The following is an 18,115-nucleotide window of genomic DNA, read 5'->3' on the forward strand; positions in this document are numbered from 1 at the left end:
CTTACCGCGCATTTTGGGATGGTTGTTGTTGCCTGTACTCGAAGATCGAACGGAATATGCCTGGCGCCACCACCGATAGCGGGTTGATGTTGAGCGTCGGCTTGTTGGCGTTGCCGCGCAGCCGGTAGGTGACGCCGATCAGGCCGCGGTCGCGCCCGTTGCCGAGCAATGGCCCGAACAGCGGCAATTCGCCAAAGATGCGGTTGAGGCCATAAACCGGCATGAAGGTGCCGGTCATGTCCATGTTGTTGTTCGGGTCGTAGAGCGTGCCCTGGAAGGTCGTGCCGATGCGCGGGCCGCGCAGCAGGCCGTTCGCCAGTTTCAGATAGCCGGACCCCTTGTCGATCTCGGCAAAGCCGCGCTCGAACTGCACCCTTGATGTATCGATTTTGCCTTTGACGGCTTCGTTCAGGCTGCGTGTATCGCCGGCCGGCGTTGTCGACACGATCGAAGCCAGCTTGGGCTCGTTGACCACATAGAAGTTGCTGGCATCCACCTGCCCCTTCATCGGCCCGTCGCCAGCGCCCGAGAGCGACAGCGTGATCGCGCCGCCTTCCATGTGCTCGTAAACGTTGAGGAAACGCAGGATCGCGCCGGCATCGGCCGACTTGACCCTGAGCGAGCGGCCGCCCTCGCTGGTGGTGTTGTTGATCGCGATCGCGGCGCCTGAGCTTGCCGCGGCCGTGACGTTGAGCCCGTTCACGCGCGATCCGGCGGCGCTGTATTCGAGCTTGAGGTTGGAGAGCACTTCGTCATGGAAACCGGTCAGCGATGCCACATCGGCGCTCACCGAGATCGCACCGTTGCCGGCGCCCTTCGTGGCGGTATCGACATCCGAGGTAAACTGCTTGATCAGCGAGCGGGCGTCGAGCGACGCGCCGCTGACATCGACAGCGTAGCTCTTGCCGGAACGCCTGACCGAAACGGCAACGTCGTCGCCTCTGTTCAACGCGACTTTGCTGAAGCGGGCCGCGGACAGCGAGCCGTTGACCAGCGTCACATTGCCATCGATCGAGAAGCTTTTTCCGCCGAGATCGAAATCCGTCAATGTGGTGGTGCTGCCGGACTTCGCCATGTCGAAAACGACCTTGGCGGGAATGCCGGCGCCCTTGCTCCAGCCTGCCCAGGGAATGTCGAGCCTGGCGTTGGTCAGATCCGCCGAAACTTGCTGGGCGCCCTCGCCGCTCTTGTCGATCGCCACCTTGATGGTTCCCGAAAGCAGGTCCGACAGGCCGGGCATGCTGGCGTTGCGCGTCTTGTCGTCGAGGACCAGCGTAACCTTGCGTCTTCGCGCCGGCCCGTCGTCGGCAAGCGGCTCGATCAGATCGAGTTCGGCCGGAATGCCGTTGAGCTTGGCCTCGGCGGAAATCACCGCCTGCTTTGGCCCGACGGTGATTGAGCCATAGGCGTCGGTCACCGTCTGGTCCTCGAACGGCTTGGCCAGCGACAAGTTTTGATAGTCGAGCGAAACCAGCCAATCGAGCGTCGAGGTGTCCATGCCCCTTGTCAGGGGAATGTCCGCCCTGACGTGGCCGGTGAGGGTGCCGGACAGGTCTTCCGGCGCCAGTCCGACATGGCGCATGGCATTGATCGGCTCGTAGGAGGCGAGTTCGGCGATCGCCGGCGCCTCGCCCGCGACGTCGATGTCGAGCTTGCCGACCACCATCGGCAGGTTCGCGTTCTTGATCGTCAATGTGCCGCCGCTTGCCGCCACGGTGCGGCCGCTCGGCATATAGACGCTGCCCGAGGAGAGCGTGATGTCGACATCGTTGCCGTGGAACGCAACGACGCCGACGGCGTCGCGGACCGGCGGGATGCGCCCGGCGGTATCGAAGCGCGATCCCTCGATCTGGAAACGGCCGAACACTTCGTCGCCGGTGAGCGGCACGCCGTTGCCTAGGCGCCCCGGCACGACCTGGAACTGCAGATTGGCGTCGGTCACCGTGCCGCCGAACAGATTCCCCAACACCCAAAGCCGCGCATTGCGGGCCGAGAACCACGGCCATAATTGCTTGACATGCGAGACCGGCATGTCGTGCACGTTGAGCGACAGCGACACGCCTGGCGGGCCGTTGTCGATGAAGGCGACGGTGGCCGCGCCCAGCACCTCGCCCGATCCGCCGGAGCGCACGCCGATCTGCTCGGCGACGAGCTTGCGGCTCTTCGGCTGGTAGACTCCGGCGATGCGGGCCAGGAACTGAAGCGCCGGTTCCGGCGATTCCGAAGGCGCCAGCGTCGAACCGTCGCTGGTGAGGTCATAGCGGTAGGCGGGCTCCTCCCCCGCCACTGCCGGCTTCGGCCCGATCGATCCGGCAAGGTCGAAGCTGGAGCGGCCGCTCCTGATTCGCAGCCGATCGACCGAGATCTTGTTCGAACCGGCCACCAGCGAGGCATCGGCATCGACATCGGTCGGCAGCAGCCCGCGTTCGTCCAGGTCGAGCACCGAACCGTTGAGCGAGAGCGAAGCCGCTAGGCGCGATGGGCTGTCGCCCGACGCTTCCGAGCCGGAAAGCTTCAACGCGATCGAACCCAGTCTGGCGCCATCGGCCGCCGGGGCGGCTTCGGTCGAACTACCCTCGCCGGGGGCGCCTTCTATCTCGAGGTTGGCGTTCAGCGACGAAATACGCCTTGCCGTCGCATCACGCGTCGCCGAGGCGGTCAAGGTCGCGTGCCGGCCATCGACATCGGCATCGTAGGAGGCCTGCATGCTTCCCGTCCCGGTCTGAGCGACGGTCGCCGAGGCGACGGTCACGCGATTGACCAGCCCGGTGTCGGGCAGTTCGAACTCGACATTACGCAGATCGATCTGGCGCATAGAGTCCTCACGCACGGCATCCAGCGCGTCATTGACGCCTGAAAACACCGCCGCCGAGACTTTCTCCGGGTCGACAAGGCCGTCCTCGTTGCGCAGCGCCGCCATCCAGTCGCCGCCGCCGGAGGGCATGGCGGCCACCACGATGTGGGCGTCGGAAAATCTGGCGCTGGTCAGCCTGACATCGCCGGAAAGCAGCGGCAGCAGGCGCATGCCGAAACGCACGCGCCCGATATCGGCCATCGGCTTGCCGTCGGCCGTCTTCAGGCTGACATCGTTCACCTGCAGGGCGACGAAGCTCGACCCGTCGAGCGTCAGTCGCGCCGCGCCGACGACGACGTGGACATCGACGCCGGCCAGCTTCTCGATGGCGGTCTCCGCCTCGGTCCGGAGGCGCTCCGTGCCGATACCGGAGGCGCCGAGGACATAGACGCCCGCCGCCGCCAGAAGCACGAGCGCGCAAAGCCCGGCAAACACGCGACCGAATATACGGAAACGGCGCCGCACGGCTGCCCGGCCGAGCGGCGGCACGGTGCACGCGGACGGAAGCCTCGCCAGGTCAGTGATCTCGTCACGCCTGAACCTGATCTTCTCGTGCTGCGGTTCTTCCTGATCCAAGCAATATTCCGTTGTGACGAACTCGTCGTGGACGAATCCCCGCTTCACGTTATATCGATGATTTCCCGCGCGTAACCGCAAACAAGGGCATCGATATGGCTGATCTCGACGTGGGCGACGCAGCGCCGCAGTTCGATCTTCCGCGTGACGGCGGCGGCTCTTTCAGCCTCGCCGCGCTCCGGGGTAAGCCGGTTGTACTCTACTTCTATCCGCAGGACGACACCACAGGTTGCACCGCCGAGGCCATCAGCTTCTCGCAGTTGAAGCCGGAGTTCGAGAAGGCTGGTGCCGTGGTGATCGGGCTGTCGCCCGATAGCGTGAAGAAACACGACAAATTCAAGGCGAAGTATGATCTCACCGTCGATCTCATCGCCGACGAGGAGCGCAAAGTGATCGAGGCCTATCGGTTGTGGGTCGAGAAGACGATGTACGGGCGCAAATATATGGGTGTCGAGCGCGCCACCTTCCTCATCGGCAAGGATGGGCGAATCGCCCGCGTCTGGCGCAAGGTTCGCGTCAAAGGCCACGCCGAAGAGGTGCTTGAGGCCGTACGCACGCTCTAAAAGCAGGCGCGCACGGCTTTCGCGGCGTCGCCGGCTGGCCGCCGCCATTGCAACCCCTCACCCGCGCTGCGCGAAATGGTTGCTTTTGACGCTGCGGCCGGCAAAACTTTGTTAACCCTAATAACGTGTAATCAGGCTTGTTCGTTGGTCCCGTAACGAAAGCTTGGTCCCGTGAAATCAACCGGTCAGTCAGCTGTCTTCGGCAGGCGTAAGGAACCGCACACGGTCATCATCGCCCGGGGCAACGAGATAAGGCATTTCACCATCCGCCCCTGGCTCGCCGCCTTCATCGGCTCGGCCGTGGCGGCGGTCGCCATCGGCTATTTGCTCGCGACTTCCTATCTGGTATTGCGCGACGATCTGATCGGCGCCACGACGGCAAGACAGGCGCGCATGCAGCAGGCCTATGAGGACCGTATCTCGGCCCTTCGCGCCCAGGTCGACCGCATCACCAGCCGCCAGCTTCTCGATCAGCAACTGATGGAGACCAAGGTCAGCGAGCTGCTGGCCAGGCAGACCCAGCTCAGCGAGCGGCATGGACGGCTTGGGCCGATCCTCGAGCGCGCCGAGAACGAGGTCGGCGACGCACCGGCGGCAGGTGCCGCGGCGCCCAATCCCGATGAACACGCAGAGGTCACCGGCAGCCTTTCGCAGGCGCCGACCTATTCCGTCGCATCCTTGAGCGCCGGCGATACAAGGCCCTTCTCGCTCTGGTCGACAAGGTCGGACCCGCTTGACGGCGAAACGGCCGCCGATCGCGCCGACAAGCTGTTCGTTTCGATCAATACGTCGCTGAAGGCCATCGAGAGCCAGCAGCTTTCGCGCATCACCACGCTTGCCGACAACGCCTACAAGAATGCCGACGCCATCGCCCAGGCGCTGGAAGCGGCGGGCCTGCCGGTCGACGGCGAGTTGGACAAGAGCGACGTCGGCGGCCCACTGGTTCCGATTGATCCCTCGATGGTTTTCGACAGCAAGGTCAAGGAACTGGACGAGGCACTCGATGCGCTCGACGGGGTCAAGAAGGAGGCGCGCAAGCTGCCGCTCGCCAACCCCGCTCCGGGCCATACGGTGACCAGCCCGTTCGGTGTGCGCACCGACCCGATCCTTGGCAGCGCCGCCTTGCATACGGGAATGGATTTCAGGGCGCCGGTCGGCATGCCGGCCAAGGTCACGGCCGCCGGCACCGTCACCAGGGCCGGCTGGGCCGGTGGCTACGGCCGCATGGTCGAGGTCGACCACGGTAACGGCTTTGCCACACGCTACGGGCATTTGAGCGAGATCGATGTCAGCGTCGGCCAGAAGCTCGCCGCCGGCGAGGTCATCGGCAAGACCGGCAGCAGCGGCCGCTCGACAGGCCCGCACCTGCACTACGAAGTGCGTCACGACGGCGAGGCGGTCGACCCGCTGCGCTTCCTGACTGTCGGCAAGAAGGTCGCGCAGTACCTCTGACAGATTGGCGGTCCTCGCTAGACGCCAGGATTCTCCTGCCCGGCCAGGTACATCGTTGCCGCGGAAACCAACGTAAGGACGCCGTTCTTCAACGCGGCCTCGTCGACGCGAAACCTGGAATGGTGAAGCGGATAGACCGACCCGGCCGCTTCATTGCGGATGCCGAGCCGGAAATAGACCGACGGACGTTTCTCGCTGTAATACGCAAAATCGTCGGCAATGCTCCACCCAGGCATGTTCAGGGCATTGTCCGCGCCGATGCTGGCCTTGGCGCTGGCAAGGATCAGTTCGGCCATCTCTGTATCGTTGACGACGCCGGGTTCGCCTCGATGGATGTCCACTTGCACGCCCGCGCCGTGGCTTGCCGCTATTCCCTCCAGAACCTCGCGAAGCCGGCGCCCGGCACGCTCGCGAGTGGCGTCGTTGCCGCTGCGTATTGTGCCTTTGAACGCAACCTTGCCGGCGGTCACGTTGTAGGCATTGCCGCCATTGATGGCGGTCACCGAAATGACCAGGGGATCATAGGGATCGGTCTCGCGCGAAACGATCTTCTGCAGCTCGCTCACCATGGAGCAGGCGACAGTCAGCGCGTCGACACCTTCATAGGGTTTTGCCGCATGCGCCGCCGAGCCGGTGACCAGCACATCGAACGTGTCGCATGCCAGAGTGTACGGCCCGGAGCCGACGGCGACCTTGCCGGAAAGCGTGTACGGATCGACGTGGACGCAGATCGCCGCGTCGACGTCGTCGAGAAGTCCCTCCTCCACCACCCGCTTGCCCCCTGACGGCTCGTCTTCCTCGGCCGGCTGGAAGATGAGCCGAACGGTCCCGCCGAAACTTTCGCGTGAGCGATGCAGATGCGCTGCCACCGCAAAGCCCATCGCGGCATGGGCGTCGTGGCCGCAGGCATGCATCACGCCCGGATTTTCCGACGCATAATCGACGCCGGATTCCTCTTCGATCGGCAAGGCGTCTATGTCGGCGCGAATGGCGAGCTTGCGGTTGGACGGCCGTCCGGCGCCGACGATATCGACGGCAAGACCGTAGCCGGCAACGTCGCGGATCTCGGCGATGCCTTCGCTCTCGAGCATCTCGCGCAGATAGCGTTGCGTGCCCGCCTCGCGGTTCGAAAGCTCCGGATGGCGATGCAGATGGCGGCGGATGTCGATCATCCGATCGAGAATTCCGGCATCGATGTCGGCCGCGGGATCGCTCGCGCCGGCCGGTCGGTCAGGCTTTGACATGGATATCCCGCGGGAACTTCGTCAGCGTCTCGTTACCGGTATCGGTCACCAGAATGGTCTCGCTGATCTCGATGCCCCAGCCGTCCATCCACATGCCCAGGATGGAGTGAACGACGTTGCCGGGTTGAAGCACCGTCTTGTCGCCGGGCCGCAGGCTGATCGTATGCTCGCCCCAGTCCGGCGGATAGGCAACGCCGATAGAGTAGCCGATGCGCGACTCCTTCTTCAGCCCGTAGTGCTCTATGACCTTGCGCCAGGCAGCTTCGACCGCTTCGGCGGTCGTGCCCGGCCGGACCGTATCGAGCACCGCATCCATGCCCTCGATCACAGCCTTTGCCGTGTCCGCGACGCGGGTCGGCGTCTTGCCAAGCTGCATCGTCCTGGCGAGCCCGGCGGCATAGCGGCGGCAGACGCCGGCTAGCTCGAGCGCGATCGTTTCGTCCTTTCCGAACCGTCGATCGCTCCACATGATGTGCGGCGCGGAAGCGTTTTCGCCGCCGAGGATCGTCGGCGGCAGCGCCGTGATATCGCCGGCAAAATCGGGACTGCCGGCGATTTGCGCCGCCTGGATGGCCGCGATCGCGTCGCATTCGCGCACACCCGGGCCAATAATGTCGAACGCGCGCGCGACCGCAGCTTCGGCGAGCGTCGAGGCCCTGCGCAGATAAGCGACTTCAGGCGCCGACTTCACCGCGCGGATCCAGTTCACAAGCAGGTCGGCGTCGTGCCATTTCGCATTGGGCAATCCGGCAACGAGCCGCGCATGCGCCTTGGGCGAAAAGTAATAGGCTTCGAGCTCGATGCCGATGGGACGGCTGCCCCAGCCCTTGGCGACGATCCACGCCGCGATCCAGTCCATGGGATGCCGATCGGCGCGCTGGACATGGTCCTCCGGAAAGCCGACCACGTTTTCCGGCTTCATCCAGGCCGTCAGCAAGCCGCCGGCCGCATCCATGGCGCGGCCGATCCAGACAGGCTCCGCGTCCTCGATCGGCACGAGCACCACCTGGGGCGTGTAGAACGACCAGCCGTCATAGCCGGTGATGTAATGCTGGTTGGCGACGTCGTTGACGATCAGGAGTTCGATGCCGCGCTTTGCCATCTCGGCGCGGATTCTTGCGAGCCGCCGCTGGTACTCTTCGCGGGCAAAAGGCAGTTCAATCATCTTTTCTCCTCACCGGATCGACCTGGTCGGGGACGAGCCGCGGCTTCCCCTGCCGCCCACCATCGCGGTGGTTTTGGCGGCCGGCAATCGGCCAGAACCACGCATCGGCAGGGCCTATGCACGCCTCCTGCCGGCGACATGGATCAACCACCGCATCCCCATGGGAAAGGTCGCTGATATCCACCGGTCAGGGAAGAAACCGTTGACTCGAACGAGGTTGTAGGATGATATGCATCACCCGATATCCAGACATGAACCTTCATGACCGTTCATCGCCTCTCGCCGGAAATCCTCAGCGCCATGGAAGGCGCAGTCGGCCGAAACGGTATCGCCGTGGAGCCGGCTGGAATGGCGAAATATCTGGGCGACTGGGCCGGCGATTATCGCGGCAACGCCCTGGCCGTGCTGCGGCCCGCATCGGTGGCCGAGGTCCAGGCGCTGATGCGCCTATGCAATGAGCTCGGGCTGGGTGTCGTTCCGCAGGGCGGCAACACCGGACTGGTATCGGGCGCGATCGACAACAAAGGTGGCGGCCTGGTCGTCGTCAGCCTCGAGCGGCTGAACGCTATCCGGCAGATCGATACGAAAAACTTCACGCTGCGCGCCGACGCCGGTTGTGTGCTGCAGACGATCAAGGACGCTTGCGAGACGAAGGATTGCCTGTTCCCGCTGGCGCTCGGCGCGCAAGGCAGTTGCCAGATCGGCGGCAATGCGGCGACCAATGCGGGCGGCGTCAACGTGCTGCGCTACGGCATGGCGCGCGACCTGATCCTCGGGCTAGAGGTTGTGCTAGCGGATGGCGAACTGTGGAACGGCTTCTCCGGCCTGCGCAAGAACAACAGCGGCTATGACCTGAAGCAGCTTTTCATCGGCTCAGAGGGCACACTCGGCATCATTACGGGTGTCGAGGTCAAGCTGTTTCCGAAACCGGCCAAAACAGAGACCGCCTATCTCGGTCTGGCCTCGTTCGAGGCGGTCATTGAGCTGTTCAACGGGGCGCGCCGCGACTGTTCGGACCTAATCTCCGCTTTCGAGATCATCGGCTCGGAATGCATCGATCTCGCCCGGCTGATCGACCCTGCATTGGGAGCGCCGGTCTCGGCGCCCGTCCAGGTGCTCATCGAATTGTCGTCCGGCGCCGCCATCGACCTCAACGGTCTGCTTGCCGGCTTTCTCGCCGAAGCCATGGAGAACGGCCTGGTGACCGACGCGGTTCTCGCCGTAAGCACCGCGCAGGCCAGGAGTTTTTGGGCCATCCGGGAAGGTCTCGTCGAAGGCCAAGCCAGGCGCGGCTATCATGTGCGCACCGATCTGTCGGTGAGGATTTCCGACATCCCGGCCCTGATCGAGCAGGCCCGCCGCTTCGTCGCGAAAGACCATTCCGGCTGGATCCCCCTCGCCTACGGCCACGCCGGCGACGGCAATATCCATTTCAACGTGCTGCCGCCTCTCGACCTTGCCGAGTACGAGGCTCGTGCACGTGGCGCTGAGGTCATTGCCGGGCTCTATGAAATCGCCGTCGGCCTCGGCGGCTCGATCAGCGCGGAGCACGGCATCGGCCGCAGCCGCCGCAAGGAATTCTGGGCCGGACTCTCGCCGGCGCATCGCCGCATGGTCGCGGCGCTGAAGAGCGCCCTCGACCCCAAGGGCCTGATGAATCCCGGCTGTCTGTTGCCCGCGACGGAAACTTTTCCATGAAGCAAAGACTGGCCGCCATCGGTACCATCGAAACCTTGCCGCATCGTGTCGCCGCTTTCCTCAGTCGCGAGATCGAATCGGGCGAGCTGAACCCCGGCGCACGGCTGCCGACCGAGCAGGAACTGTCGGAAAAATTCGGCGTCAGCCGCAATGTGGTGCGCGAAGCGATCGCCCAGCTTCGTGCCGATGGCCTGATCGAGGCGCGCCAGGGCATCGGCGCTTTCGTGCTGGCGCCTGAGCAGCGGGCCGCGATCCGCATCGACCGCGAGGCGCTCAAGGACACGCACAACATGGAGCGGCTGTTCGAGCTGCGCTGCATCCTCGAAGCCGAATCGGCGGCGCTGGCAGCGGTGCGGCGCAATCAGGAACATCTCGATTCGATCAAGGCGGCACTCGACCGCATGGGCGGCGAAGAGCGTTGGGAGGAAGGCAGCATCGACGCCGACCTGCTCTTCCACCGCGAGATCGCGCGCGCCACCGGCAACAGCTACATCCACACCTTCATTTCCTTCGTCTGCGAGCAGATCCGTCACTCGATCCACTACGCGCGCATGACCAATCCGCTGCACGACCTCGTGGAGATCAATGTCGGCGAGCATGTGCGCATCTATGATGCCCTGGTGGCGGGCGATCCGGAGGCGGCGGAAGCGGCGATGCGCGCGCACATCGTCGGTGCGGCCAACCGCGTCGGCGTCAAGCTGCCGCTCTCGAAAGCCAACGGAGCGAAATAGCCATGCCGGCAAGCATAACCCGCATCTCCGACGTCTGCCTGCTGGTCGAAAACATCGACAGGACGGTCGATTTCTACGTTGAAAAACTCGGCTTCCGCCTGCGCCGCCGCGCCGAGGGCTTTGCCGATTTCCACGGCGAGGGCGTCACGCTCGCCGCCTGGGAGCTCGACCACATCAACCGGCATACCGGCGTGTCCAACCTGAGATCGCCGCGCCACGCGCACAAAGTCTGCGTCGCCGTGCAGCTCGACGCGCCAGCCGATATCGACCGGCTGCATGGCGAACTGAGCGCCAAGGGCGTGCCCTTCTACGGCCCGCCGGAAAACTATGTCTGGAATGCGCGCTGCGCCTATTTCACCGACCCGGACGGCACACTTTGGGAGCTTTACGCCTGGCTCGACGGCGGCCCTGGCGATTACCACGACGAACAGCCGTAGACGACGCCGCGCCGAAGGGAACGGCGCCTGAAGAAAAGACGAGAAAAGTCTGCAACAGGAGCAAAAAATGAATGGGAACAGGGACTTCGAATTGAACCGTCGCGCTTTCGTGAAAGGCGGCATGGCAGCCGTTGCGGCTGCGTCGGCCGGCATGCAACTAGTGCTGACGCCCGGCGCGAAGGCCGCGGGCAAGGTCGTCATCCAGTATGATTGGCTGATGTCCAACGGACAGATCGGCGACATCGCGGCCGTCGCCAACGGCTATTTCAAGGATGCCGGGTTGGAGGTTGAATTCAGCCCCGGCGGCCCGAATGCGTCAACCGTGCCGCCGGTGATCTCGGGAGCCGCGCAGCTTGGCCAGTTCTCGGAAACGCCGCAGCTTTATTCCGCCCGCGCCAGCGGCGTACCGGTCAAGATCATCGCCTGCGGCTTCCGCACCGGTCCTTATGCATTGACGTCCAAGCCCGCAAAACCGATTCGCGGCGCGGCCGACCTCAAGGGCAAGAAGATCGGTATCCAGCCGACGGCGCGCTTCGTCATCGATGAGATCCTGGCCAAGAACGGCATCGATCCGTCGGAGGTGACCATCATCAATGTCGGCTTCGACAAGGCACCGCTGGTGCGGGGCGATGTCGACGCGATCGGCGGCTGGATCACCAACACCCAGGCGCTCAGCGTCGTCGGCGACGACCGCATCGACCTCCTGACGCGCGACCTCGGGCTGAGCTCCTACGCCGATGTCTATTTCGCCACCGACGCGGCGATCGAGAAGGATCCTGGGACGCTGGCGAAGTTCATCGGCGCTGTCGGCAAAGGCTGGGGCTGGGTGCACGCCAACCCGCAGGAAGCGGTCAAGAAGATGGTTGCCGCCTATCCGGAAATGGATCTCGGCTGGGAGGAAAAGACCGTCAATCTGGTGCTGAAACTCTCCTTCGACAGCACCACCGCCAGGGACGGCTGGGGCACGTTCGATCCCGCCTCGATCGACGAGCAGTTGGCGCTGCTCGACAAGGTCGGCCAGTATCCGAACGGCCGGCCGGCCGCCAAGGATGTCTACACCACCAAGATCCTGGAGCTTTCCGCCGCTGACCGGCCCAAGCTCGACGCGCCCGCGGCATGATGCCAAGCGCGATCGAAGCCCGACGGCTGGATGTCGGCTATGGCGGCCGGCAGACGGCCGTCAAAGTGCTCGCCGGCCTCGACTTGACTGTCGCGGCCGGTTCCTTCCTGTCGATCCTGGGGCCGTCCGGCTGTGGCAAGTCGACCTTGCTCAGGGTGGTAGCGGATCTGATCGACCCGCTCGGCGGCTCGATCAGCGTGCTTGGCGAAACGCCGCATACGGTGCGCTCGCGCCGCGATGTCGGCTTCGTTTTCCAGGATTCCACACTGCTGCCCTGGCGCACGGTGCGCGACAATGTGCGCCTGCCGCTTGGCGTCGGCCAGCGCAGCCTGACGCGAAAGATCGAGGACCGCAGCGCCGAACTGCTGGAATTGATGGGGCTCGGCGGGCTCAGTGAGCGCCTGCCGCACCAACTCTCCGGCGGCCAGCGCCAGCGCGTTGCGATCGCGCGTGCCCTCCTCGGCGAGCCCAAATTGCTGTTGATGGACGAACCTTTTGGCGCTCTGGACGAGATCACGCGCGACCGGTTGAACGACGAATTGCTGGCGCTCTGGCGGCGCACCGGCACGACGATCCTGTTTGTCACGCATTCGATTGCGGAAGCCGCCTATCTCGGCGAGCGCGTCATCGTGCTGGCCGCTAATCCTGGGTGCGTCGTCAAGGATCTCGACATGCGGCCCTTCAAGCAGGAAGGCAATCGCTGCAGCCGCGAAGATCCGGCGATCGTCGCCGCCATGGCCGATCTGCGCGTGGCGCTGGAGCACGCATCGTGAGACAGGCGCCGCTTTCCCCGCAAATGACCGTCACTCTTCCGGTCCTGGGCGCGGCTTCGATCCTGCTTGCCTGGCAATACATTCTGCCGTTGCTCGGCGTGCCGGCCTATATCGTGCCGACACCGACAGCGATTTTCGGTGTCTTCCAGAAGAATTTTACGCTTCTCATCGATAATCTGAGGCCGACGCTGATCGAAGCGGTGGCCGGCTTCGTCATCGGCGATCTGGCCGCCGTGCTGCTGGCCGTGCTCTTCGTCCACAGCCGCGTCCTGCAAGCCGCCTATTTCCCGATCGTACTCTTCTTCAACACCATCCCGATCCTGGCGCTGTCGCCGATCATCATCCTGATCTTCGGCCTCGGCATGACGCCGAAGATCGTCATCGCCGCGGTGATCTGCTTCTTCCCGACGCTGGTGAACATGATCCGCGGCCTCGATTCGGCCAGCGACAACGAACACGAGCTGTTCCGGGTACTGTCGGCGACGCGCTCGGAGGTTTTCTGGAGCCTGCGCCTACCCCGTGCCCTGCCGATGCTGTTCTCTTCGCTGAGGATCTCGTCAGCCACCGCCGTTATCGGCGCCATCGTCGGCGAGTGGATCGGCTCGGACAAAGGGCTCGGCGCGCTGGTCATCCAGGCCACCTTCAATTACCAGTCCGACCGGCTCTACGCCGCGATCGTTCTGTCGTCATCGCTGTCGATCGCGCTGTTCTGCCTGGTGGTTCTGGTCGAGCGGCGGATCATCAAATACTGAGCCGGGCCATCGGCAGGAACCACCCGGCGCTCTGCGCTCGCACGTCGAGTTAACGATAGCCTTCCGGCGCAATTAGGCATTCATCGCGCATTTAGTCGGTCTGCGATAGGATGCCTGCGTACAACCAAACCGGGAGACAATTCGTGTTAAAAACTTTTCGTGTCTCGATCCGAACGATGCTGGCCTTCATGTGTCTGGCCGGGTTGGTCGCCGCGGCGTCCGCCCTTTTCCCCACCTCGGCCTCGGCGCAGCAGCTGCGGCGATGCGCCGATGAAGGCGGCATATGCCGCTTGCCCTATCCCACGGAGGTGGTTTACGGCGCACGGGGTCGAACAACCTCGCGGTTTTTCGATCGACAGTCCGTGCCCTGCTCGAATCGCCTTTTTGGCGACCCCGCTCCCGGCCGCGACAAGGCCTGCTATTTCGTGGCGCGCGGCGGCGGTTATGGCGATGACAACAATTATGGGGACAATGACTACGGCTCACGCCCGGACCGCGGCGAATGGGTAGCCTGCGCCAGGGAGGGTGAGTTCTGCGGTTTCCGCGGCCGCGCGATGGTCAGATACGGCGCACGTGGCCAATACACGCAGAATGTTTTCAGGAATGGCGTCCGCTGCGGCAACAACGCTTTCGGCGATGATCCGGCTCCGGGCGCTCACAAGCGCTGTTACGTCAGGCAATAGAGCAATTCCAGGAAAAGTGTGAGCGGTTGGGCACGGTGCCTTTGCCGTGCCTTCGATCCGGAATTGCGTAAAAACAAAGAGATAGTGCGTTTCGCCGTTTCCGTGAAACGGTGAAACGCACTAGCGACCTGAACCCGGCCTTCGACAAGGTGGCGGCCCGGCAGGGGCCACTACCGCTTACTACGCGGAACACGTGCTAACGTGCTCCACAAGCCGAGTTTCCAAATGGCCCTGCCAAGGAAATAATGGCGCGAGTGACGGGGCTCGAACCCGCGACCTCCGGCGTGACAGGCCGGCACTCTAACCGACTGAGCTACACCCGCGCACTGACGAGCACGTGTCAGGCGTGTTCGTCGTTGGGCGCTGGATAAGGGGTTCGTTTGCGGGTGTCAAGCACGGCATTCAAGCATTACAGCAATCAGGAGAAGGTTTTTTGACAGCGGCGCTGGAGCTGGGGAAATCTGCCCCACGGGTGGGCGCGCCGTCTGCTCATTTGGCCTTGCGAATACGGCCCTAACTGCTTAAAGGTCCGCGCTCAAGCGGGCGATTAGCTCAGTTGGTAGAGCGCTTCGTTTACACCGAAGATGTCGGCGGTTCGAGCCCGTCATCGCCCACCAGTCCGCCGGACAAGTAGATGCAAAACGGCTAGGATCCGCCGTTGCGATCGTCCAGGTTCAACCGTTCCAACTGACCAGCCCCAGCACCCTTTCGCCGAGTGGCGTCAGCTTTGCCGTCTCGGCGTTTCTCTTCTCCCAGCCGCGCGGATCGCCGGCAAAGCCGGTGCGCCGCGGCGCCTCACGCTCACGCCAGGATCGGATCCGCGCCTTGCGTTCGCCGATTGCCCACATCGCCGAGCTTGTCGGCTATCGATCGCTGGCCAATTTCGGGCGTCAATTCAAGGCGTTGAAGGGTCTTACGCCGCGCGAATATCGCGGCAGGTTCGCCAGCTGAGGTCTTTCTCGGAACCATTCCAATCTTGCCTCGTTCAGCCCACGGGCGAAAAACGGGAGAGATCAGATGGCTGTGAGATGTCGGATTTCCATCGACGACGAGAGGGATGTCGACGAGCTCGCCTTCCAGGAACTGCCGCGGGTCGGCGAAAGCGTGTCGATGCCGGTCGAAGGATCGAGCAGGGACCTGCGGGTGCTGCGGGTCGTGCATATGCCCGGCAGCGAGCAAGGTGCGACGACGATGCTGGAACTGACCAGCAGGATTCTGTAGCGCTATCCTTGGAAATCATTCGCCCAGGATAACCCCGGAAGCGATAATCTGGGCCGTCCGTTCGGTGAGTTTCTGGCGTTTCACCAGCGTGGGCTTCTCGTAAGGCTTTTTCATCCTACCGTTCCGGCGTCGCCGACCAGGAGGATGAACGCGCTCGCGTCGGTCGCGTTCCAGAATAAGCGGCCTCTAACAAGCCACGAAATATCAAAAGCGGGAGGTCCTGGCGAGCAGCGCCTCGACCTCCCACAATGCCGGCATCGACGGCGCGGTGCCTGGGCGGGTCACCGAAATGCCGGCGACCGCGCAGGCAAAGCGCATGGCCTCCAGCGGCTCGACGCCTTTTGCCAGGGCCGCGGCCAGGCCGCCATTGAACGCGTCACCTGCCCCCGTCGTTTCGACCACCGGGCCGGCATTGACCGCGCCGACATGCTCGGATCGTTCCTTGGTGTGCAGCAGCGCGCCCTTCTCGCCGAGCGTCACGATGACGGCGCCGACACCCTTGGCCAGCAGAGCGTCGGCGGCGCGGCGGCCATCGTCGATCGACGAAACCTTGATGCCGGTCAGCCCTTCGGCCTCGGTCTCGTTGGGCGTGACATAGTCGCAGAGCGTATAGATGCGGTCTGGCAGGCTGGCGGCCGGCGCTGGGTTGAGGATGGTCGTCACCCCTGCCCCACGCGCGATCTCCAGCGCCTTCAATGCCGCGTCGATCGGCTGTTCGAGTTGGGTGACGAAGACGCCGGCGGACCGGATGAGCTCGGCATGCGCTTCGATGTCGGCCGGGGAAATCAGCATTGCGGCGCCCGGGCTGACGATGATGGCGTTGTTGCCGCTGCCTTCCTCGACGAAGATGTAGGCAGCGCCCGTATAGCTGTCCGGTGTGTCTATGACGGCGCTTTTCACGCCCGCGTCCTTCCACGTCTGCTTGGCCATGTCGGCGAAAGCATCGACGCCGAGGCGCGTCAGGAAGGTGATGTCGGCGCCGAGCTTGCCGGCGGCCACGGCCTGGTTCGATCCCTTGCCGCCCGGGCCGAGCTTGAAGGAATTGCCGAGGATCGTCTCGCCTAGGCGCGGCTGGCGGTCGGCGCGATAGGCGGTGTCGGCGACGAACACACCCAGGATCACAACGGGCTTCATGACGACAGGCTTGCCGGTGGCCATGTCCTTACTCCGCATCCGGCGGCACGACGCCCTTGCGGAAGGCAAAGCAGCCATAGAAGCGGCGCTCGCCCGTCTGGATCACGCAATAGGCTTTCTTGGAGCGCTCGTAGAAGGCGTAGCGCTCGATCGAGATCATCGGCCACGGCTTGCCCTCGGCCGCGTCGATCTCCTTCTGAACCTCCTTCTGCACCGGTGGGATTTCGTTCGGCTTGCCGACGATCTCCATGCGCGCGGCGGCATCGTTGACGAAAGTATCCAGCGGCAAGACCGACAGCACCGCCTTCACCACTTCGGCCGCCGTCGCGTCGATGCGCAAGAGCTTGCCGAGCACGGTTTGCCGGGCCACGGAATCGGACGGGAAATTGGTGTCGGCTATGATCAGGTCGTCGCCATGGCCCATTGCCCGCAGCGCCTGGAGCACATCGGCATTGAGCAGCGGATTGATCCCTTTGAGCATGGTTTCCTCTTGAAGGGTTGTGTGCGGTCAGAGACGCTTGCCGGTCCCGGCGTCGAAGAGGTGGACCTGGTCGAGACGCGGCTTGAGCTTGAGCGTGTCGCCCGGCTTGAAGTCGTGGCGCTCGCGAAACAGCGCCACCATCTCGCCTTCGCCGAAGCGCACGAAGGCCAGCGTCTCGGAGCCTGTCGGCTCGACCACCGAGACGGTGGATGCGACGCCGTCCGGATGGATCTCCAGATGCTCCGGCCGCACGCCGTAGACAACGGGCTGGCCATCCTCGGCGGTAACTCCCGACGGCATCGGGAACGCCGTGCCCGCGATCTCCACGACCCGCTTCTCAGCCTTCTTCACGGTGCCCTTGAGCAGGTTCATCGAAGGCGAGCCGATGAAGCCGGCGACGAAAAGGTTCGCCGGCCGGTCGAACAGCTCAAGCGGCGCGCCGACCTGCTCGATGCGGCCGTCGCGCATCACGACGATCTTGTCGGCCATGGTCATGGCCTCGATCTGGTCATGGGTGACATAGATGGTGGTCGTCTTCAGCCGCTGGTGCAACTCCTTGATCTCGGTGCGCATCTGCACGCGCAGCTTGGCGTCGAGGTTGGAAAGCGGCTCGTCGAACAGGAACACCTGCGGATTGCGCACGATGGCGCGGCCCATGGCGACACGCTGGCGCTGGCCGCCGGAAAGCTGGCGCGGGTAGCGCTTGAGGTACGGAGCAAGGTCGAGGATGTCGGCAGCGCGCTTGACGCGTTCGGCGACGACGGCCGGATCGGTGCCGCGCAGCTTCAGCGCGAAGGCCATGTTCTGCTCCACCGTCTTGTGCGGATAGAGCGCATAGTTCTGGAACACCATGGCGATGTCGCGCTTCGCCGGCGGCAGGTTGTTGACGACGCGGTCGCCGATCGAGATCGTGCCGCCGGAAACGGTCTCCAGCCCGGCCACCATCCTCAAAAGCGTGGACTTGCCGCATCCTGACGGACCGACCAGCACGACGAACTGTCCGTCGGCAATATCGACGCTGACCTCATGCAGGACCTTGACGGTTCCGAACGCCTTGGCCACACTGCTGATCGCGACTTGAGCCATCGTCTCCCCTTTTATCTTTTGCGGTGAAGCTAGCCATTGCCAGCAGCAACGGCAAGTCGGTATCTTATAGATAAAAAGCCAATCTTGTTGACAAGGTAATCGATTACGCGAATAGTGGCGAGTGCCAATCCGAGAGCAGGCCTGT

The 18,115-nt window shown here is 64.0% G+C and carries 17 protein-coding genes and 2 tRNA genes; 11 read left to right on the forward strand and 8 right to left on the reverse strand.

Annotated elements, in window-relative coordinates; translation table 11 throughout:
• Position 1 precedes the first annotated feature (1 nt).
• On the reverse strand, positions 2-3,430 hold the full coding sequence (locus FJW10_RS01470) for a DUF3971 domain-containing protein (protein ID WP_140897843.1): 3,429 nt from the start codon (positions 3,428-3,430) through the stop codon (positions 2-4).
• A gap of 95 nt (positions 3,431-3,525) precedes the next feature.
• On the opposite strand from FJW10_RS01470, the gene FJW10_RS01475 reads away from it, so the two are divergent.
• Both FJW10_RS01475 and FJW10_RS01480 read left to right on the forward strand, forming a co-directional pair.
• Positions 3,526-3,993: a peroxiredoxin gene (locus FJW10_RS01475; RefSeq protein ID WP_140897845.1), complete on the forward strand. Its 468-nt coding sequence runs from the start codon at positions 3,526-3,528 to the stop codon at positions 3,991-3,993.
• A 171-nt stretch (positions 3,994-4,164) separates the two neighbouring features.
• Entirely contained in the window at positions 4,165-5,445 is a 1,281-nt protein-coding gene (locus FJW10_RS01480) for a M23 family metallopeptidase (RefSeq protein ID WP_140897859.1), read from the forward strand.
• 17 nt (positions 5,446-5,462) lie between these two features.
• On the opposite strand, the gene FJW10_RS01485 is transcribed toward FJW10_RS01480, so the two are convergent.
• Together FJW10_RS01485 and FJW10_RS01490 are read right to left on the reverse strand one after the other, a co-directional pair.
• Positions 5,463-6,689: an amidohydrolase gene (locus FJW10_RS01485; protein WP_140897861.1), complete on the reverse strand. Its 1,227-nt coding sequence runs from the start codon at positions 6,687-6,689 to the stop codon at positions 5,463-5,465.
• The gene (locus tag FJW10_RS01490) at positions 6,676-7,854 is read right to left on the reverse strand and encodes a M24 family metallopeptidase (protein WP_140897863.1); all 1,179 of its coding nucleotides are present in this window, start codon (positions 7,852-7,854) and stop codon (positions 6,676-6,678) included. Before FJW10_RS01490 ends, FJW10_RS01485 begins: the two co-directional genes overlap by 14 nt.
• 261 nt (positions 7,855-8,115) lie before the next feature.
• Here FJW10_RS01490 and FJW10_RS01495 point away from each other — a divergent pair, with 261 nt between their 5' ends.
• The 7 genes from FJW10_RS01495 (at position 8,116) to FJW10_RS01525 (ending at position 14,048) form a co-directional block, all read left to right on the forward strand.
• Positions 8,116-9,552, forward strand: coding sequence for an FAD-binding oxidoreductase (locus FJW10_RS01495; RefSeq protein ID WP_181177368.1), 1,437 nt, complete (start codon positions 8,116-8,118; stop codon positions 9,550-9,552).
• Positions 9,549-10,283, forward strand: coding sequence for a FadR/GntR family transcriptional regulator (locus FJW10_RS01500; RefSeq protein WP_140897865.1), 735 nt, complete (start codon positions 9,549-9,551; stop codon positions 10,281-10,283). The genes FJW10_RS01495 and FJW10_RS01500 overlap by 4 nt, the downstream gene beginning before the upstream one ends.
• Before the next feature lie 2 nt (positions 10,284-10,285).
• Positions 10,286-10,720, forward strand: coding sequence for a VOC family protein (locus tag FJW10_RS01505; protein WP_181177369.1), 435 nt, complete (start codon positions 10,286-10,288; stop codon positions 10,718-10,720).
• Positions 10,721-10,787: 67 nt separating this feature from the next.
• Positions 10,788-11,840 (forward strand): ABC transporter substrate-binding protein, encoded by a 1,053-nt coding sequence (locus tag FJW10_RS01510; RefSeq protein ID WP_181177370.1) that lies wholly within the window; start codon positions 10,788-10,790, stop codon positions 11,838-11,840.
• A complete protein-coding gene (locus FJW10_RS01515; protein ID WP_140898230.1) occupies positions 11,840-12,613 on the forward strand; it encodes an ABC transporter ATP-binding protein in 774 nt (257 codons plus the stop codon). Before FJW10_RS01510 ends, FJW10_RS01515 begins: the two co-directional genes overlap by 1 nt.
• A complete protein-coding gene (locus FJW10_RS01520; protein ID WP_140897869.1) occupies positions 12,610-13,365 on the forward strand; it encodes an ABC transporter permease in 756 nt (251 codons plus the stop codon). Before FJW10_RS01515 ends, FJW10_RS01520 begins: the two co-directional genes overlap by 4 nt.
• A 143-nt stretch (positions 13,366-13,508) precedes the next feature.
• A complete protein-coding gene (locus FJW10_RS01525) occupies positions 13,509-14,048 on the forward strand; it encodes a hypothetical protein (protein ID WP_319022984.1) in 540 nt (179 codons plus the stop codon).
• 246 nt (positions 14,049-14,294) lie between these two features.
• Here FJW10_RS01525 and FJW10_RS01530 read toward each other — a convergent pair.
• Positions 14,295-14,371 (reverse strand) — tRNA-Asp (locus FJW10_RS01530).
• A 218-nt stretch (positions 14,372-14,589) separates the two neighbouring features.
• On the opposite strand from FJW10_RS01530, the gene FJW10_RS01535 reads away from it, so the two are divergent.
• Positions 14,590-14,665, forward strand: a tRNA-Val gene (locus tag FJW10_RS01535).
• Positions 14,666-14,722: 57 nt separating this feature from the next.
• Here the strand turns inward: FJW10_RS01535 and FJW10_RS30330 are convergent.
• On the reverse strand, positions 14,723-14,896 hold the full coding sequence (locus FJW10_RS30330; RefSeq protein WP_181177384.1) for a hypothetical protein: 174 nt from the start codon (positions 14,894-14,896) through the stop codon (positions 14,723-14,725).
• Positions 14,897-15,065: 169 nt separating this feature from the next.
• Here FJW10_RS30330 and FJW10_RS01545 point away from each other — a divergent pair, with 169 nt between their 5' ends.
• Positions 15,066-15,269 carry a hypothetical protein gene (locus FJW10_RS01545; protein WP_140542619.1) on the forward strand — a complete coding sequence of 68 codons (204 nt, stop codon included), beginning with the start codon at positions 15,066-15,068 and terminating at the stop codon, positions 15,267-15,269.
• A 204-nt stretch (positions 15,270-15,473) separates the two neighbouring features.
• Here the strand turns inward: FJW10_RS01545 and rbsK are convergent, their stop codons facing one another.
• From rbsK to ugpC, 3 genes are read right to left on the reverse strand one after another with little or no spacing between them, the layout of a single operon-like run.
• Positions 15,474-16,427 carry a ribokinase gene (rbsK, locus tag FJW10_RS01550; protein ID WP_140897871.1) on the reverse strand — a complete coding sequence of 318 codons (954 nt, stop codon included), beginning with the start codon at positions 16,425-16,427 and terminating at the stop codon, positions 15,474-15,476.
• 4 nt (positions 16,428-16,431) lie between these two features.
• On the reverse strand, positions 16,432-16,884 hold the full coding sequence (locus tag FJW10_RS01555) for an RbsD/FucU family protein (protein ID WP_140677348.1): 453 nt from the start codon (positions 16,882-16,884) through the stop codon (positions 16,432-16,434).
• Between the two features lie 27 nt (positions 16,885-16,911).
• Positions 16,912-17,970 (reverse strand): sn-glycerol-3-phosphate ABC transporter ATP-binding protein UgpC, encoded by a 1,059-nt coding sequence (ugpC, locus tag FJW10_RS01560; RefSeq protein ID WP_140830455.1) that lies wholly within the window; start codon positions 17,968-17,970, stop codon positions 16,912-16,914.
• Positions 17,971-18,115: the final 145 nt, after the last annotated feature.

This window comes from Mesorhizobium sp. B4-1-1 (genome assembly GCF_006439375.1).
Lineage (GTDB): Bacteria > Pseudomonadota > Alphaproteobacteria > Rhizobiales > Rhizobiaceae > Mesorhizobium.

Coding starts and splice junctions, on each gene's coding strand:
- FJW10_RS01475 (WP_140897845.1), top strand. CDS start 3,526: ATGGCTGATCTCGACGTGGGCGACGCAGCGCCGCAGTTCGATCTTCCG.
- FJW10_RS01485 (WP_140897861.1), bottom strand. CDS start 6,689: ATGTCAAAGCCTGACCGACCGGCCGGCGCGAGCGATCCCGCGGCCGAC.
- FJW10_RS01490 (WP_140897863.1), bottom strand. CDS start 7,854: ATGATTGAACTGCCTTTTGCCCGCGAAGAGTACCAGCGGCGGCTCGCA.
- FJW10_RS01495 (WP_181177368.1), top strand. CDS start 8,116: ATGACCGTTCATCGCCTCTCGCCGGAAATCCTCAGCGCCATGGAAGGC.
- FJW10_RS01500 (WP_140897865.1), top strand. CDS start 9,549: ATGAAGCAAAGACTGGCCGCCATCGGTACCATCGAAACCTTGCCGCAT.
- FJW10_RS01505 (WP_181177369.1), top strand. CDS start 10,286: ATGCCGGCAAGCATAACCCGCATCTCCGACGTCTGCCTGCTGGTCGAA.
- FJW10_RS01510 (WP_181177370.1), top strand. CDS start 10,788: ATGAATGGGAACAGGGACTTCGAATTGAACCGTCGCGCTTTCGTGAAA.
- FJW10_RS01515 (WP_140898230.1), top strand. CDS start 11,840: ATGCCAAGCGCGATCGAAGCCCGACGGCTGGATGTCGGCTATGGCGGC.
- FJW10_RS30330 (WP_181177384.1), bottom strand. CDS start 14,896: ATGTGGGCAATCGGCGAACGCAAGGCGCGGATCCGATCCTGGCGTGAG.
- FJW10_RS01545 (WP_140542619.1), top strand. CDS start 15,066: ATGGCTGTGAGATGTCGGATTTCCATCGACGACGAGAGGGATGTCGAC.
- rbsK (WP_140897871.1), bottom strand. CDS start 16,427: ATGGCCACCGGCAAGCCTGTCGTCATGAAGCCCGTTGTGATCCTGGGT.
- FJW10_RS01555 (WP_140677348.1), bottom strand. CDS start 16,884: ATGCTCAAAGGGATCAATCCGCTGCTCAATGCCGATGTGCTCCAGGCG.
- ugpC (WP_140830455.1), bottom strand. CDS start 17,970: ATGGCTCAAGTCGCGATCAGCAGTGTGGCCAAGGCGTTCGGAACCGTC.